The sequence below is a fragment of the Microvirga sp. HS2 genome (assembly GCF_055792805.1).
This window is the reverse complement of record NZ_JBVVAJ010000011.1, coordinates 95,983-111,872: the sequence shown is the minus strand read 5'-3', so window position 1 is coordinate 111,872 and position 15,890 is coordinate 95,983. Positions and strand designations below refer to the sequence as shown.

11 protein-coding genes are annotated in these 15,890 nt (G+C 62.6%); 7 read left to right on the top strand and 4 right to left on the bottom strand.

All coding sequences use genetic code 11. The features are described 5' to 3' along the window. Window positions 1–29 precede the first annotated feature (29 nt). Window positions 30–599 (top strand): TetR/AcrR family transcriptional regulator, encoded by a 570-nt coding sequence (locus tag ACS5Q0_RS12325; RefSeq protein ID WP_473126926.1) that lies wholly within the window; start codon window positions 30–32, stop codon window positions 597–599. Window positions 600–687: 88 nt separating this feature from the next. Here ACS5Q0_RS12325 and ACS5Q0_RS12320 read toward each other — a convergent pair whose 3' ends face one another. From ACS5Q0_RS12320 to ACS5Q0_RS12310, 3 genes are all read right to left on the bottom strand, one after another. After that, a complete protein-coding gene (locus tag ACS5Q0_RS12320) occupies window positions 688–1,860 on the bottom strand; it encodes a CaiB/BaiF CoA transferase family protein (protein ID WP_473126925.1) in 1,173 nt (390 codons plus the stop codon). Window positions 1,861–1,865: 5 nt separating this feature from the next. After that, window positions 1,866–2,672: a 4-hydroxy-tetrahydrodipicolinate reductase gene (gene dapB, locus ACS5Q0_RS12315; RefSeq protein WP_473126924.1), complete on the bottom strand. Its 807-nt coding sequence runs from the start codon at window positions 2,670–2,672 to the stop codon at window positions 1,866–1,868. A 93-nt stretch (window positions 2,673–2,765) separates the two neighbouring features. Then, window positions 2,766–3,965, bottom strand: a complete 1,200-nt coding sequence (locus tag ACS5Q0_RS12310) for an acyl-CoA dehydrogenase (protein WP_473126923.1) — start codon at window positions 3,963–3,965, stop codon at window positions 2,766–2,768. Window positions 3,966–4,109: 144 nt separating this feature from the next. On the opposite strand from ACS5Q0_RS12310, the gene ACS5Q0_RS12305 reads away from it, so the two are divergent. Next, window positions 4,110–5,006: a LysR family transcriptional regulator gene (locus tag ACS5Q0_RS12305; protein ID WP_473126922.1), complete on the top strand. Its 897-nt coding sequence runs from the start codon at window positions 4,110–4,112 to the stop codon at window positions 5,004–5,006. On the opposite strand, the gene ACS5Q0_RS12300 is transcribed toward ACS5Q0_RS12305, so the two are convergent. Then, the gene (locus ACS5Q0_RS12300) at window positions 4,997–6,184 is read right to left on the bottom strand and encodes a multidrug effflux MFS transporter (RefSeq protein ID WP_473126921.1); all 1,188 of its coding nucleotides are present in this window, start codon (window positions 6,182–6,184) and stop codon (window positions 4,997–4,999) included. The genes ACS5Q0_RS12305 and ACS5Q0_RS12300 overlap by 10 nt on opposite strands. Before the next feature lie 343 nt (window positions 6,185–6,527). On the opposite strand from ACS5Q0_RS12300, the gene bcsN reads away from it, so the two are divergent. The 5 genes from bcsN to ACS5Q0_RS12275 all read left to right on the top strand — a co-directional run bounded on the left by bcsN (window position 6,528) and on the right by ACS5Q0_RS12275 (window position 15,586). Further along, window positions 6,528–7,487 (top strand): cellulose biosynthesis protein BcsN, encoded by a 960-nt coding sequence (gene bcsN / locus ACS5Q0_RS12295; protein ID WP_473126920.1) that lies wholly within the window; start codon window positions 6,528–6,530, stop codon window positions 7,485–7,487. A gap of 172 nt (window positions 7,488–7,659) precedes the next feature. After that, entirely contained in the window at window positions 7,660–9,855 is a 2,196-nt protein-coding gene (gene bcsA, locus ACS5Q0_RS12290) for a UDP-forming cellulose synthase catalytic subunit (RefSeq protein ID WP_473126919.1), read from the top strand. Window positions 9,856–9,864: 9 nt separating this feature from the next. Continuing rightward, entirely contained in the window at window positions 9,865–12,405 is a 2,541-nt protein-coding gene (locus ACS5Q0_RS12285) for a cellulose biosynthesis cyclic di-GMP-binding regulatory protein BcsB (RefSeq protein WP_473126918.1), read from the top strand. Then, complete coding sequence (locus ACS5Q0_RS12280; protein WP_473126917.1) at window positions 12,402–13,499, top strand: family 8 glycosyl hydrolase; 1,098 nt, start codon at window positions 12,402–12,404, stop codon at window positions 13,497–13,499. Before ACS5Q0_RS12285 ends, ACS5Q0_RS12280 begins: the two co-directional genes overlap by 4 nt. Continuing rightward, window positions 13,490–15,586 (top strand): tetratricopeptide repeat protein, encoded by a 2,097-nt coding sequence (locus tag ACS5Q0_RS12275; RefSeq protein WP_473126916.1) that lies wholly within the window; start codon window positions 13,490–13,492, stop codon window positions 15,584–15,586. Before ACS5Q0_RS12280 ends, ACS5Q0_RS12275 begins: the two co-directional genes overlap by 10 nt. The last annotated feature ends 304 nt before the right edge of the window (window positions 15,587–15,890 follow it).

Below are 15,890 nucleotides of genomic sequence, written 5' to 3'. Positions count from 1 at the left end.
ACTGGACGGTTTAGTTGCAAGAGTAGCGAATGTTCGAGAATGTTCGAGGCCGCAAGAGTTCCCGCGAGAAGATTCTCGACGCGGCCGCGGAACTTGTCGCTGAAATCGGGGCCGGTCGCCTTACGCTCGACGCAGTGGCCGAAAGGGCCGGCCTCAGCAAGGGGGGGCTTCTCTACAACTTCCCGAGCAAGGACGCGCTGTTGCAGGCGATGATCCAGCGCATGATCGATCAGGTCTCGGAGGCCAAGGAGGCTCTGCGCGACCAGATGGAGCCCGGGCCCAACCTGGAAGCCCGCGTAGCCACCACGAGCCTGCTGAACATGTGCTGTGGTGGCACGATGCAGGAGATCGCCACCGGCATGATGGCCGCCGCCGCCGAAAACCCTCGCCTGCTCGACCCGGTGCGTCAGGTGATCGCCGCAACAGTGGAACAATTGAAGACACGGTCGGACGATGTCGAGGCGGCCCTCCTCGGCTGGCTTGCTGTCGAGGGCCTCAGCAATCTGGAAATGCACAGGCTCAGCCCGTTCTCGGATCAGGACCGGGAGCGGATTGTCGGCATGATCAACCGCCTGCTCACCAAGGGCATTGCGCCATAGAACTGTTCCCTTTCGTAGAAACAGCTCCTTTTCTTCCGCTTGGCCGCATTTCTTGGCAGCGAACCGGATCTCCTTCGCCGAAAGTCCTCTAAGCCATCCAGCCCGGATCGCTCAGCACCTCTTCTGTATGCTCTCCGAGGCGCGGCGAGGGACGCGCGGCCGCCATGGGTTCGCCATTCATGACGATCGGCGAACGCACGGACGGGATCGCACCACCCTTCGCAACGGCAGAAGGAAGGTCGATCTTCATGCCCCGTGCGATCACCTGAGGATCGGCGAACACATCCTCCACGGTGTTGATGGGCCCCGCCGGAACGCCTTGCTTTTCAAGCGCCGCCAGCAGAGCCTCGCGCGTAGTCTGAAGCGTGAGCTTGGTGAGGATCGGCACGAGTTCGGCACGGTGACGCACACGTCCCGCATTGGTGGCGAAACGTTCGTCCTGCACGAGCTCGGGCTGCCCCAGGACGGCGGCGAAACGGGAGAACTGCCCATCGTTGCCCACCGCTACGATGACATGGCCATTGGATACCGGAAACACCTGATAGGGCACGATGTTGGGATGCGCATTGCCCATGCGGCGGGGCGACTTGCCGGAGGCCAGGTAATTCATGGCCTGATTGGCCAGTACGCTCGTCTGCACGTCGAGAAGCGCCATATCGAGATGGGCCCCCTCTCCCGTCTGATCGCGACGGCGCAGGGCCGCGAGAATACCGACGACGGAGTAGACGCCCGTGAAGATATCGACATAGGCCACGCCGATCTTCTGCGGCTCGCCCTCCGGGTCGCCGGTGAGATCCATGATCCCGCCGAGGCCCTGGATCATGAAGTCGTAGCCAGCGCGCGACGCATAGGGTCCGCTCTGACCGAAGCCCGTGATGGAGCAATAGACGAGGCGCGGATTGACGCTTTTGAGGCTTTCGTAATCGAGTCCGTATTTCTTCAGCCCGCCGACCTTGAAGTTCTCGATCACCACATCGGCATGGGCCGCGAGCTTGCGCACGAGCGCCTGCCCCTCCGCGTTCTCGAAGTCGACCGCGATGGAGCGCTTGCCCCGATTACAGGAATGGAAATACGCCGCCGACAGGTCGCCGCCATCGGCGGCCTCCACGAAAGGAGGTCCCCACCCGCGCGTGTCGTCGCCCGCGCCGGGGCGCTCCACCTTCACCACGTCCGCGCCGAGATCGGCGAGCATCTGACCAACCCAGGGGCCGGCGAGAATGCGGGCAAGTTCGAGGACCTTGAGACCTGCAAGCGGCTTCATGAAAATCAATCCATCACGGCATCGAGGCCGCGCTTCAATCCGATGAACGAGGAGACACGGCGTGCCGCCAGCAATGTGCCGGCGACGTAGGGAGCGGCAGACGATCCGGCATCGTGGCGGATCACGAGGCGTTCGTTGTTCGCACCGAAAACGGCCTCGCAGGACAGAACGAAGGACGGCATGCGCAGAGAATGGACCTGCACCGGCTCCTTAGCGCCGAGAGCGCCACCGCGCGTTTCACGCACACCGGCCAGCTCGCCGACCGGTTTCGATGTCGCAGGCTGGCGCATGTCGCTCAAGAGTTCGGCGAGTTCGCGCGCCGTGCCGGAAGGTGTATCGGGTTTCGTGGCGGATGCGTAGTCGATCACCTCCACGTCCGGCACATAGCGGGCGGCCTCCAACGCGAAACGGCGCAGCAGCGTCGCCGTGATCGAGAAGTTGCCCGCTGCGAGCACGCCCCGCTCGGCATCGATGGCATGACGGTCGATCTCCGCATAATCACCGGCGGAGAGGCCCGACGTGCCGATCACGACGGAACGGCCATGAGCCAGCGCAGTCAGAGCATGCCCTTTGACGGCGTCGGGCTTGGTGTAGTCGATCACTACGTCGGATGGTGCTTCCAGGGCCTCTTCGAGCGTCGCGCTGACCTTAACGCCGAGCCGGGCGAGGCCAGCGGCTTCGCCGGCATCCTGCCCCGCCGCGCTGCGACTGACCGCGCCGACGAGTTCCAGATCGTCGGCGGCGACGATCGCCTCCACCAGCGCCCTGCCGACCCAGCCCGTCGATCCTGCCAGAGTGATCCGAAGAGACATGTGGCTCACCATTTCCTTTCACGACGAAGCGAAGAGGGCTCCTCGATGTCCCCTCCCCACGAGGGGGAGGAGAGGTTTCGGCGCAGACTTGTTTTAGAAGAACGCCTGCAGGCCCGTCTGCGCGCGGCCAAGGATGAGAGCGTGCACGTCGTGCGTGCCCTCATAGGTGTTCACCGTCTCCAGGTTCTGCGCGTGGCGCATCACATGGTACTCTTCCTGAATGCCATTGCCGCCGTGCATGTCGCGGGCCGCCCGGGCGATCTCGAGAGCCTTGCCGCAGTTATTGCGCTTGACGAGCGAGATCATCTCCGGAGCCATGCGGCCTTCGTCGAAGAGACGACCGACGCGAAGGGACGCATGGAGGCCGAGGGTGATCTCGGTCATCATGTCCGCGAGCTTCTTCTGCACGAGCTGAGTGGCCGCGAGCGGCTTGTCGAACTGCCTGCGGTCGAGCGTGTATTGGCGCGCCCGGTGCCAGCAATCTTCCGCCGCCCCCATGGCGCCCCAGGAAATGCCATAGCGCGCGCGGTTGAGGCAGCCGAACGGACCTTTGAGGCCGGAGACGTTTGGCAGCAGCGCATCCTCGCCGACCTCGACCCCGTCCATGACGATCTCGCCGGTAATGGAGGCGCGTAGCGAGAGCTTGCCGCCGATCTTGGGCGCGGAGAGGCCCTTCATCCCCTTCTCCAGCACGAAGCCGCGGATCTGGTTGTCATGAGCTTCCGACTTCGCCCACACCACGAACACGTCCGCGATGGGAGAGTTCGAAATCCACATCTTCGAACCCTTCAGGCGATAGCCGCCGTCGATCTTCTCGGCGCGGGTCTTCATGCCGGCCGGGTCAGAGCCTGCGTCCGGCTCGGTCAGACCGAAGCAGCCCACAAACTCGCCCGAGGCGAGCTTGGGCAGGTACTTCCGGCGCTGTTCTTCGGAGCCATATGCATAGATGGGATACATGACGAGGGACGACTGCACGCTCATCATGGAGCGATAACCGGAATCGACGCGCTCCACCTCACGGGCGACAAGGCCGTAAGAGACATAGGAAGCGCCTGCGCAGCCATATTCCTCCGGCAGGGTCACGCCCAGGAGGCCGAGCTCGCCCATCTCGTTAAAGATCTCGCGATCCGTACGCTCCTCGCGATAGGCCTCGATCACGCGCGGCAGGAGCTTGTCCTGAGCGTAGGCGCGGGCCGTGTCGCGGATCATGCGCTCGTCATCGGTGAGCAGATCGTCAAGGAGAAGCGGATCGTCCCACTTGAGCTTCGCGATTTCCTGGTGTGCACCTGCCATGATGAGCAATCCTCTTACGTGTAGCGCGGGAGGTTATTCCGGAACCCGGTCAAACCTATTGAATTTTGCCGGAAAAATCGCGCTGGACAGAGGAGAAGTAAAGCGACATCTTCGCAGCAGGTTATTCGAAAACGGAATGAACTGGTGCTCCGTCGCGGCTTTCTGCCCAATATCGGCAATCTCCTCGCCTTCGAGGCCACGGCCCGTCATGGCAGCGTCTCCCGCGCGGCGGAGGAGCTGAACCTCACTCAGAGCGCTGTCTCCCGGCAGATCCAGCAGCTCGAAGACTCCCTTGGCGTGTCTCTGTTCAGCCGCTCCCGCCAGCGGGTAGTACTGACGGATGTCGGCCGTCTCTATGCGTCGCAGGTCCGCAACACCCTTACGGAGCTCTCAGATGCCACTCACCAGGCTATCGCGCTTTCGGGCACGAGCGGGGTCCTGAACCTCGCAACGCTGCCGACATTCGGCACCCGCTGGCTTATTCCCCGCATTTCGCACTTTCTGGCCAAGCACCCGAGCGCAACCGTGAATTTCGGCGTGCGCCTCGTTCCGTTCGACTTCTCTGCAGAGCCCTTCGATGCGGCGATTCATTTCGGCGAGCCTCATTGGCCCGGCGCGGTTTGCGACCTGTTGCGGAGGGAGGAAGCCGTTCCCGTCTGCAGCCCGGCTTACCGGGAGCGGGAGAAGATCGGCTCCCCGCAGGACCTTTCCCGGGCGACCCTGCTGCAGCAGAGCACCCGACCGACCGCCTGGGCGGAATGGTTCGCGAGCGTGAGCGTGGATGCCGGCAACCCCATGCGCGGTCCTCGATTCGAACAATTCGCGATGGTCGCGCAGGCTGCCGCCGCGGGGTTGGGGGTCGGCCTGATCCCCCATTTCCTGATTGCGGACGAGCTCGCCGCAGGACGTCTCGAGATTCTTTTCCCGCAAAGCATCCTGAGCGTCGGAGCCTATTATCTCGTCTACCCGGAGCACAAGGCAGAGGCCCCCCTGGTGCGCTCCTTCCGCGATTGGATCCTCGCGGAAAGCGGTCAGGGATAGGCGCGCTGCGGCTTCAGGATGCGCATGCTCAGGGTGAAGGCCACCCAGCCGCAGACGGCGATGCCGCCGACCATCGACAGCGACGTGCCGTCGTAGAGGACGCTGACCAGCGCGATCAGGACCGCACCGGTGCTGAGCTGCAGAGTGCCCATGAGCGCGGATGCCGTTCCTGCAATCGGTCCGTGCTCCTCCAGAGCCAACACCGCCGTCGACGGGATGACGTAGCCGAGGCAGCCAAACGAGAGGAACAGGAGCCCCCACAGCATGTAGGCGTTGTCCGCACCTGCGAGGGTCAGGGCGAGCAGCAGGCTCACCAGAGCAGCGAAAGCAGAAATGGCGATTCGCACCACCCGCTCGGCGCCGAAACGGCGCATGAACACGCTGTTGAACTGTGCGCTGCCGATGAAGGCGATCGCATTGGACGCGAAGATCATGCTGTAATGCGACGGGGACAGGCCGAAATGCTCGATGAAAATCACGGAGGAGCCCGCGAGATAGGCAAAGAAGCTCGCCTGGCTGAATCCGCCGATGAGGGCGAGCCCCCGAAAGCGCTGATCCTTGAGAAGCCTCCTGTAAGCGGTAAACGTCTGGGTCAGGCTCTGCCGGCCTGCATCGGCGGGCCTCGTTTCAGGAAGCAGGAATAGAAGAACCGCCAATCCTCCAAGGCCGATCGCCGCGATGGCCCAGAAGATGAAGCGCCAGCTGAAAAACTCGGTCAGGGTGCTGCCGGCGAGCGGAGCAAGGATCGGCGATACGCTGAAGACCAGCATCATGGTCGCCATCAGGCGCGCCGCCTCATGGCCCGTATGCAGATCGCGAATGATCGCCCGCGGGATCACCATGGCCGCGCACGAGCCGACTCCCTGCAGAAAACGAAACGCAATCAGCGTTTCCACATCCGGGGCGTAGCTGCAGCCGATGCTCCCGAGAATGAACAGCCCCAAGCCGCCATAGAGAGGGGGCTTACGCCCGAAGCGATCAGAGAGCGGGCCATAGGCCAGCTGGCACACGGCCACTGCCAGGAAGAAGCTCATCAGGCTCATCTGGACAGCGCCCACATCGACCTGGAATTCGCGCGCGATCGCCGGGAAGGCCGGCAGGTACATGTCGATGGCGAATGGGCCGATGGCGGACAGCATGCCGAGAACGAGCGCATTGCGCAGAAAAGCGGATCGCATGGGGTAAAGGCTCTCAGGCCTGGGTTCTTGAAGCGGAATCGAGAGACGGCCCGGCCCCAGATCTCAGGTCGGGGGAAGGACTTTTGAAGTCGCCTAGGCTGGCGGTCAAAGCCGCGCAACGGAGAACGTGCCCCTGCTTTTAGGCTCTGACGGTCTCCCGTCAAGCAGGTTCCCGGAGGTTTTCAAGGACAACAATCCCGTAGCCCGGTCGGTGCTTACGTTTCGTTAACTATGTTTGGCCATGTCTGGGTAAGGACTCCTCAGATGCGTCGGATCCTTGGGGTGAAGCCTTCCTGGACAAGCCCATTCCGAAAGCCGGCCAGCCGCCAGAAGCGACCTCCTCATGCTGTTCTTCCGCCCCCGTGATCCAAACGACCTCTGCGCCCCGACGCTTGAGGCGCGCACTGGTTCGGAAGGAGGTTGGGCCAGAGGCATCAAGGCGGCCTTCCTGATGCTGCCTCTACTTGCAACCGCTTGCACGACGCGATCCGAGCTCGGCTTCGCCACCCTCATGAGCGAGGTTCCCTCCACTCGCGCGGTTATCGTGCCGCCCCCGGGTGGGCCCTCCATCGTGGCCGTCCTGCAACGTAGTTACAAAAATGGCGTCTCGCAGGAAATCGCTCTGTCGACAGCCTCCCTCACTCCCGGACAAAACGCCTTCTATGCGAGCCTCGCCAGCGGAACCGCCCCCCCGTCCGAAATCGAGGATGTCCTCAATCTGCCGCCCATGACGGAGGATCGGATCCAGAGGGAAATGGAAGAGCGTCTACCCGGCATTGAGATGCAGACCTCCCTCGTCTACGTGCAGAACAAGTACGGCCCCTTCGGCTTCGCCACTGGCCGGTCCGCCAGCGGCGACATGTGCCTCTATGCCTGGCAGCGGATCGAACCCGATAAACCCGCCATCCTGGTGCCCGGCGGAATCATATCCGTTCGCCTGCGACTGTGCGATGCGGCAGCCACTCCCGAGCAGCTCCTGCGTAGCATGTACGGTTTCACCATCTCGGCCTATTACACGTCCGGCTCCTGGAACCCCTATGGCGAACCACCTCAGGTGCCTGCGCATCTTGGCGAGATCGACGCGCCGATCTATCCGCTGGGCATGAACAGCGCGGCACCCGCAACCGTCATCCGCGAGCGGCGGGTGCAGGTGCGGACCGGCCCAGGCACGGCGCAACGCATGGTCGATAAGGATACCCTCCTTCCTTCACAGCCTCCGCAGACCACGGTTCCTGCACCTCAGGAGCCGGTTGCATCTCCCCAGACCGGATATCCAGTGGTGCCGCCACCGCCTTCACAGTAAAAGCCAAGAGACGCTACGGTAATTAAGTTTCATTACATCAGAAAAAATTTACCAGCACGACAAAAACTCCTAAAGAACACAGGAACAATATTGTATCGATAGCGATAGACCTTCAGCAGTTCCTCGCTTATGCGTGAGGTCAAGCATATAACAACCTAGACTGAGAACATGGATGCGTAGGGGTGCACTCGTAGCCTTATGGGCGGTGGCGGCGATGCTCATCGTCCTGCTGGTCGCCCTTCCCATCAGCCTTCAGACTCATCTCGTGGCAGGCCTTGTCGTCGTGGCCTGCATGATCGTGCTGAAATTCTTCAGGGCGCAGGGCGTCTGGCGTGTCATTGCATTGTCCTTGGGCACGGCCATTGTGCTGCGCTACGTCTTCTGGCGCACGACGAGCACCATTCCACCTGTCACTGAGCTTGCGAACTTTATTCCTGCAATCCTGCTGTACATCGCGGAGATGTACAGTGTGATGATGCTCTTCTTGAGCCTCTTCGTGGTGGCGAGCCCGATGCCCTCGCGCAAGTCACCGCAGATCGATCCCGAGAATCTTCCGACCGTCGACGTTTTCGTACCCAGCTACAACGAGGATGCAAGCCTTCTGGCGACAACCCTCGCTGCCGCGAAAGCTATGAGCTATCCGGCGGAAAAATTCACCGTCTGGCTTCTCGACGATGGTGGAACCGACGAAAAGTGCAATTCGGACAATGCCAACGCAGCCGAAGCGGCCCGTGCGCGGCGCGCTGAACTCCAGACGCTCTGCACGGCCCTCGACGTCAAATACCTGACCCGTGCCCGCAACCTTCATGCCAAGGCAGGCAACCTCAACAATGGCCTCGACCATTCGACAGGCGATCTCGTTGCCGTCTTCGACGCGGATCATGCACCGGCTCGCAGTTTCCTGGAGGAAACCGTCGGTTTCTTTAGCGCCGACAAAAACCTATTCCTAGTCCAGACGCCACACTTCTTCATCAATCCCGATCCGCTCGAGCGCAATCTCGGCACCTTTCAGACGATGCCCTCGGAGAACGAGATGTTCTACGGCATCATTCAGCGTGGCTTGGACAAGTGGGACGCGGCATTCTTCTGCGGCTCTGCCGCCGTGCTCCGGCGCGAGGCCCTGCAGGAGACGAACGGCTTCAGCGGCTTGAGCATCACCGAAGATTGCGAAACCGCGCTCGAACTGCATTCACGCGGCTGGAGCAGCGTCTATGTCGACAAGCCGCTGATTGCTGGCCTTCAGCCTGATACCTTCGCCAGCTTCATCGGCCAGCGCTCCCGCTGGGCGCAGGGCATGATGCAGATCCTGCGTTTCCGCTTCCCTCCCCTGAAGCGCGGACTGAAGTTCACGCAGCGCCTGGCCTATATGTCCAGCACTCTGTTCTGGCTCTTCCCGTTCTCGCGGTTCTGCTTCCTTGTGTCCCCGCTCTGCTATCTTTTTTTCTCACTGGAGATCTTCACGGCGTCGGGTGGTGAGTTCCTGGCCTACACGTTCACCTACATGATGGTGAACTTCATGATGCAGAACTATCTCTACGGTCGTTACCGCTGGCCTTGGATCTCCGATCTCTACGAGTACATCCAGACCATCTATCTCCTTCCCGCGATTCTGTCGGTGATCGCCAACCCGAAGAAGCCGACCTTCAAGGTCACGTCCAAAGGCGAGTCCATGCTGGAGAGCCGCGTCTCGGAACTCGGCATGCCCTACTTCGTCATCTTCGGCATCTTGCTGCTCGGCGTCGTCGCCACCGGCATCCGCGTGTGGCTGGAGCCTTACAAGGCCGATCTGACTCTGGTGACGGGCGCCTGGAACGTGCTCAACCTCATCATTGCGGGTTGCGCATTGGGCGTCGTATCGGAGCGCGCGTCGCGACGCATGAGCCACCGCGTGCACATCGACCGCACTTGCCGTTTCCTGTTCGGCGACGAGATCATCGAGGCGTCGGTGCGCGACATTTCCGTGGGTGGCGCGCGTCTGCATGTAGCGCCCTCCCACGAACCAAGCCTCAAGAGGGGCGCGCTCGGAACCATTGAGTTCATGCCCCACGCCGACCTTCCGACGCAGCAGATGCCAATCGAGATCCGCAAGGTCGGCATGGACGACAAGGGCCTGTTGCTGGGCTGTCGCTTCCTCATCGAAACACCTGAGCACCACAAGCTCGTCGCCGATCTCGTCTTTGCGAATGCGGATCAGTGGAGTGCGTTCCAGAAGCGCCGCCATCAGGACATCGGCGTACTGCGCGGTACGCTTTGGTTCTTCATGGTCTCTCTCTATCAGACAGGACGAGGCCTTTCCTATCTCTTCGGCCTGCAACGAATTGGTTTGTCCAAGCCGCCGGTTCCGTCCGTTGCATCGACCGTGAAATAGAGGCCTGCCGTGCGCTCCCTTCTGATCCCTCTCCTCATCACCTTCGAACTGCTTGGGGTACGAATGGCAGCGGCGCAGGGCGCTCCCTTCAACATGGGAACCTCCCCTGCCACGCCGCCGGCGAGTGCGAACCAGCCCGCACAGCCTCAGACGCCTCAGCGGGTGGCTCCGCCTGCCACGTTCGACATGCGCGGCTCCTCCCCCGCGCCGCAGGTCCCGGCCCCACAAAGCGCGCCCTCAGCACCGAAAAACTCCGCAGCGCCCTTTCAGATTGCGCCGAGCGGGTCGGCGCCGCCCCTCTCATCCGGGCCCTCCGTTCCGACGATCCCCGCCCGGCCCGCCGTCGTTCGCATCGAACGGCCGATCCTGCCCTTCGAGACCATTCGCCTGGAGGGCGAAACGGATGCGCAATCCTGGACGTTTCACCTGACTCAGGATGAGGCGTCGAGCGGCGCATCGATCGCGGTCGGATACAAGAACGCCGTCGTGGTCATGCCGGAAGGCTCTCGGCTGAGGATCGTGATCAACGGCGAGACCGTGGTCGACACGCCCATCAAGTCCTCCGAAGACATCAAAAGCGTGACCGCCACGATACGGCCGGGTCTCCTGCGCGCCGGATTGAACTTCATCCGCATGGAGGCCTTCCAGCGCCACCGGACGGACTGCACCATCGCTGCCACCTATGAGCTCTGGACCGACGTGGATTCGGCATCGACCAAGCTCATCTTCGCCGAAGGCGCCACGAAAACTCTGCGCAGCCTCGAGGACCTTCCTGCTGTCGGTGTCGATGCCTCCGGCATCACGACGATCCGCGTGGTCGCCCCCAAAGTCTACCGCCCCGAAATCCGTGACCGCCTGCTGCGCCTCGTTCAACTGATCGCCTTGCGCGGACGCTATGCGCGCCCTGTGATTCAGGTGGTGGAAGCAGATCCCGGCCCCTCGCCTGTCGGCACGATCAAGGTGGTGACGGGGCTCGCCGGAGAATTGCGCGGGATGCTCCCGGGCGTACCGGACAGCGCTTTGGCCCAGCCCCTGACCATGATGCTGCAGGAGCCGGGCTCGATAGGATCGACCCTGGTTGTGTCCGGTCCGAGCTGGGGTGATCTGGATTCCGCTATCACCGTCATCGGTTCGCAGGCCATCAATATGGGGAAAGTGGACCAAGGCATCGTCGACACCGCCTCATGGCACTGGCCCGAAGTTCAAACCGCCTTCGGCCGACATTCCTTCCGCTTCGCAGATCTCGGCATCGCCACGCAGGAGTTCTCGGGCCGGCGTCTGAAGAGCCGGTTCATCCTGAATCTCCCTCCTGATTTTTATGCGACGGAGTACGGCGAGGCGCTCCTCTACATCGATGCGGCCTATACCGCGGCGGTGAAACCGGGCAGCCACGTGAACGTCTTCGTCAACGACAGGATCAGCACGCAGCTCGTGATCACGGCGCAGGGCGACATCGTCAAGCGCCACGCCATCAGGCTGCCGTTGAAACACTTCAAGTCAGGCCTCAACACCGTCTCGGTGGAGGTGGGGCTCCTGACCGATGCGGACGATCGCTGCGCGCCGGGCGAGACATTGTCGGAGGCCAACCGTTTCGTCCTCTTCGATACCAGCAGTCTCGAATTCCCCGAGTTCGGGCGCATTGGACGTCAGCCTGATCTTGGTGTGCTGAGCGCCGGTCATTTCCCCGACGAGGACATCCCGACGACTGTGGTGCTGGCCCGTCCAGATACGCTGAATATCGCTGCCGCCGGTACGTTCCTGGCCCGCATGGCGCGCAGCGCCGGCACACCCATGCGCACGCAATTCGCCAATGCCGCCTCTGCCGAGGATGCATCCGTCGTCTTCATCGGCGCCGTCGAACAGATTCCTGCCGGCCTCCTCAGCCGTGTGCGGGTCTCCGAGCACCTGCGTCTGGTCTGGCCGGCGACCCCCCTTCAGGCGGAATCGTCTTCCCATCAAGCCGCCAATTCGGACTTCACGATGGCCGTGAAGCCAACCTCGGCGGACCGCAGCAGCACCGCTTCAACCGACGAAATCCGGAAACGCTGGTCGGAGTCCTTCCGCCGACAGGGATTCCTGCAGCAGACTCTGGGCACTTTCCAGGACTGGATGGAGCGCACTTTCAGCTTGTCCCTCAACTCCCTGTCGCTCAACAAGCGTCTCGACAGTCCCTATGAACCGCCACAACGGTCGACCCTCCTCATCGCACAGAACCGGACCCCGGAAGCGGGCGTCTGGACACTCGTGACCGCCCGCACGGAGGAGGCCCTGGCCGAGGAAATGGCCCGCATGGCCGATCCGCTTCTATGGTCCAAGATTTCCGGTCGCGCGGTCGCCCTCGACCCGCGCGAATTCAAGCTGCAGGTCGAGCCGATCCAGGATTACGTCTTCGTTCAGACGCAGCCGTTTTCCCTGTCGAACATGCGCCTCGTCGCGGCAAACTGGATGTCGGCCAACATTCTCCAATATGCGCTGCTCATGGTGGCGTGCTGCCTGCTGCTGGGAGCTGGAACCTATCTGCTCCTCAAGCGTCTGGGACGGCCTTCATGAGAATTCTCGCTGGGCGCAGCTCGCCGTTCCTGTCCTGGCTTCTCGCCGGGCTTCTCGCGATCACCACTTCGACATCGCCGTCCTGGAGCCTGTCCGTGCAGCCTCTGAACGTGATCGGTACGCTTGCTCCAGCAGAGTGGGAAGCCTATCGCTCCCGCTTCATCGAGGACAACGGGCGCATCGTCGACAATGCCAACGGCAATATAAGCCACAGCGAGGGCCAAGGCTACGGCCTCCTGCTGGCACTGGCCGCCAACGACCGTGTCACTTTCGAACGCATCTGGACCTTCGTCTTCACCGAATTGCTGATCCGCGACGACGGGCTGGTCGCATGGAAATGGGACCCCAAGGCCAAGCCTCGGGTCACGGACCGCAACAACGCGACCGATGGAGACATTCTCATCGCCTATGCGCTGGCGAAGGCCGGCACCGCCTGGAAGGAGCCCAGATATACGGCGGCCGCGCAGAAGCTTGCCAAAGCCATTGGCAAGAACACCTTCGGGCGCGATCGTGGATCCGTCTTCCTCCTTCCGGGCGCGGAGGGCTTCAACGAGGGCGAGCGCCCGGACGGGCCGGTCGTCAACCTGTCCTATTGGGTCTTCGAAGCATTTCCCGTGCTCGCGGGCCTCGCGCCGGAATACGAGTGGAATCGCGTCTGGCGGGAAGGCGTGGAGCTGCTTCAGCAAGCCACGTCCGGCCGCATCCGGCTTCCTGCCGACTGGATCTCCATTCAAAGCAGAATGCAGACCAAGCCCGCTGACGGCTTTCCTCCGGAGTTCGGTTACAACTCGTTAAGGATACCGCTTTACCTTCTCAGAGCAGGAATGACCGATTTGGAGTGGCTACGAGCTCTCAAGCAGCGTTGGTCTGCAGAGAACGAGGGGGTCGCCATCGTCAACGTCGTGACGGGAAGCATCCGGGAGCGGCCGAACGATCAAGGCTACGCTCTCCTTTCCGCCGCACTGGCCTGCGCGCTGGACGGAACACCTGTTCCCGAACCGCTGAAGACCTTCGAGCAGCAGCTCTACTATCCGTCGACCTTGTATTTGATAACGAAGTCCTGGCTTGGTGAAAAACATCCGCAATGCGTTTAGTTAGCAGCGCCATAACGATTGCGATCCTTGTTCTGGGCTTCGCGGCAATCGCGCAACAGGATGGAAAGGAGAGCGGCCAATCGCCTTCCTCGCCGCCTCCTGCGCCTGCCCCATCGAGCAACCAGCCGCAGGTGGACGAATCGGCCCTGCGCTACTTCGCATCCCAAGGCGACACGCGCCGGGTGAATGCGGAGATCGCCCGGCTACGCGCGCTCTATCCGAACTGGACGCCGCCGAGCGACCTGTCCCAGCTCTCCGGAGCGGTCACGGTCGATCCGATCATCGACCGGCTATGGAATCTCTACAAGGAAGACCGCATCGCCGAGGTGCGCGCGGCCATTGCGGAACGCCAGTCCACGGACCCGAACTGGAAGCCCCCGGCGGAACTGTTGACGGCGCTCGAAACCGTCGAGGCCCGCCGACGGCTCACGAACGCGTCCGATTCCGGCCAGTGGCGCACGGTTCTCTCCGTCGCTACCGAAAATCCGAACCTTCTAACCTGCGTGAACGTGGACGTGCTCTGGCGTGTCGCCGAGGCCTTCGCCAAGACGGAGCAGACCGACCGCACGCGCGACGTCTATACCTATCTCCTCACCAACTGCTCCAACCCCGGTGAACGCCTGGCGACTGTGCAGAAGGCTCTCGGCCTCGTGCCGGACAACCAGGTAGCGGATCTGCTGCAGTTCGAGCGCAAAACCGGCGACGAGCCCGACAACTTCGATTCCATTCGCGAGGAGCTGGCGCGCCGCCGCGCCGAGCGCGCATCGAACGACGAGAAGATGACGGCCACCGCGGAGGATCTTGCCGTCGTCGAACGCCTGACCCGCAACTCGGACGAACCCGGCCCGGTCCTGGTCCTCGCTTGGTACAATTATCACCACGGCAATCCCGCGCGAGCGCTCGAGCTGTTCAAGACCGCGCTCGACCGCAAGGGCGGGAACAAGGCCGCGGAAGGATACGCCATGTCTCTGCGCGCGCTCGAGCGCCTCGCGGAGGCCGAGGCCTTCGCCTATGACTGGCGGGACAAGGCCCCAGAGAACATGAAGGTCTATCTCGACGTGGCGACGGCCCTGTTGTCTCAGGATCCGCCGCCGCGTCTCGAGACACGCATCGTATCGCGCATCGTTCCCGTGGTCATGAGCCAGCGCTTTCCCGACGGAGCCCAGGCGCTCGGCTGGTACGCCTATAATACGAGCCAGTTCCCGACCGCGCGAGGCTGGTTCCGTCAGGCCCTGGACTGGAAAGCCGACGACGAGCCATCGGCTTATGGCCTCGCCCTCACGACCCAGCGCCTGAACGACCGGGCCAGCTTCAGCGCCATCCTTGCACAATGGCGCGACCGGTCAGAGCGGATCGCGGATCTTGCAGACGGGACCGTTTCCCGTGCCACTCAAGCGCGCATGACGACAGTCCGGACGGCGCAGCCGGAGGAAAACCTTCCGCGAGCCTCGACGCATCCTGCTCCGGTTCGGACAGAAACCCCGCGCACCTTTGTGGATTCCACTCCTGTTCCGGCTGAGCCCCGCCTGCGCACCGTGACGGTCGAAACTCGGACAAGCGGACGCCGCGGCTGCGTCATGACACGCAATCCGGACGGGCTTGCTCCCGATGCTGCCCTCACCCTCGGCTGGTGCCTGATGGAGGCCAATCGCCCCCTGGAGGCGGTCGGCGCCTTCGATGAGGCCATCAAAAGGGGCAGCGCCCGCACCCGCGAGGAAGCGGCCTACGGAAAATCTCTCGCTTATCTGCGGAAGAACCTGACATCCGAGGCCGCCGTGGCCGCAGCCCAGGCGCCGCAGACAGGCGAGCGGCGCGTCGAGCTGAGCGCCTCGATTCTCGGCCAGCGGGCCCTCGCAGCCTATCGCGACGGGCGCTATGTCGAGACCATCCTGGCCTTGAGCGAGCGCGCCCGGATCGTGCCGGAGCAGACCGATCTCATGCTGATCCGTGGCTGGTCCTACTACAAACTTGGCCGCCACCAGGATGCCGAGAAAGTATTCCGTGCCGTTCAACGCACCGGCTATTCGGATGAAGCCAGCATCGGCTTGAACGCAGTCATGGAAGCGAAGTATCCGGCCCGCCAGTAGGCAAGTGTATCGTGCGGCCCTTCGGTCCGCTTTCGGCGGTACGTCGATCCAAGCCGGAAGCATGGGAGGAGCCTCAAAAGTGAGATCCCTTTCCCTCGACGTTCCTGGACACTCGCGCCAGGGTTAGGCCCTGTCGAACGCATTCTTGACGTTACGGAAACTACGCCTCGCACCCTCTTCTTAGGGCAGGATCCATCGCGGCCAGAGCCGGCTGTGGATGGCTTGTGATCCGGTGCGCCTCAAATCCCGTAGAATCTCGGAAATTTGAAAAGGCCAATTTCTTAAAAGAAACTGCGTGAGCGGG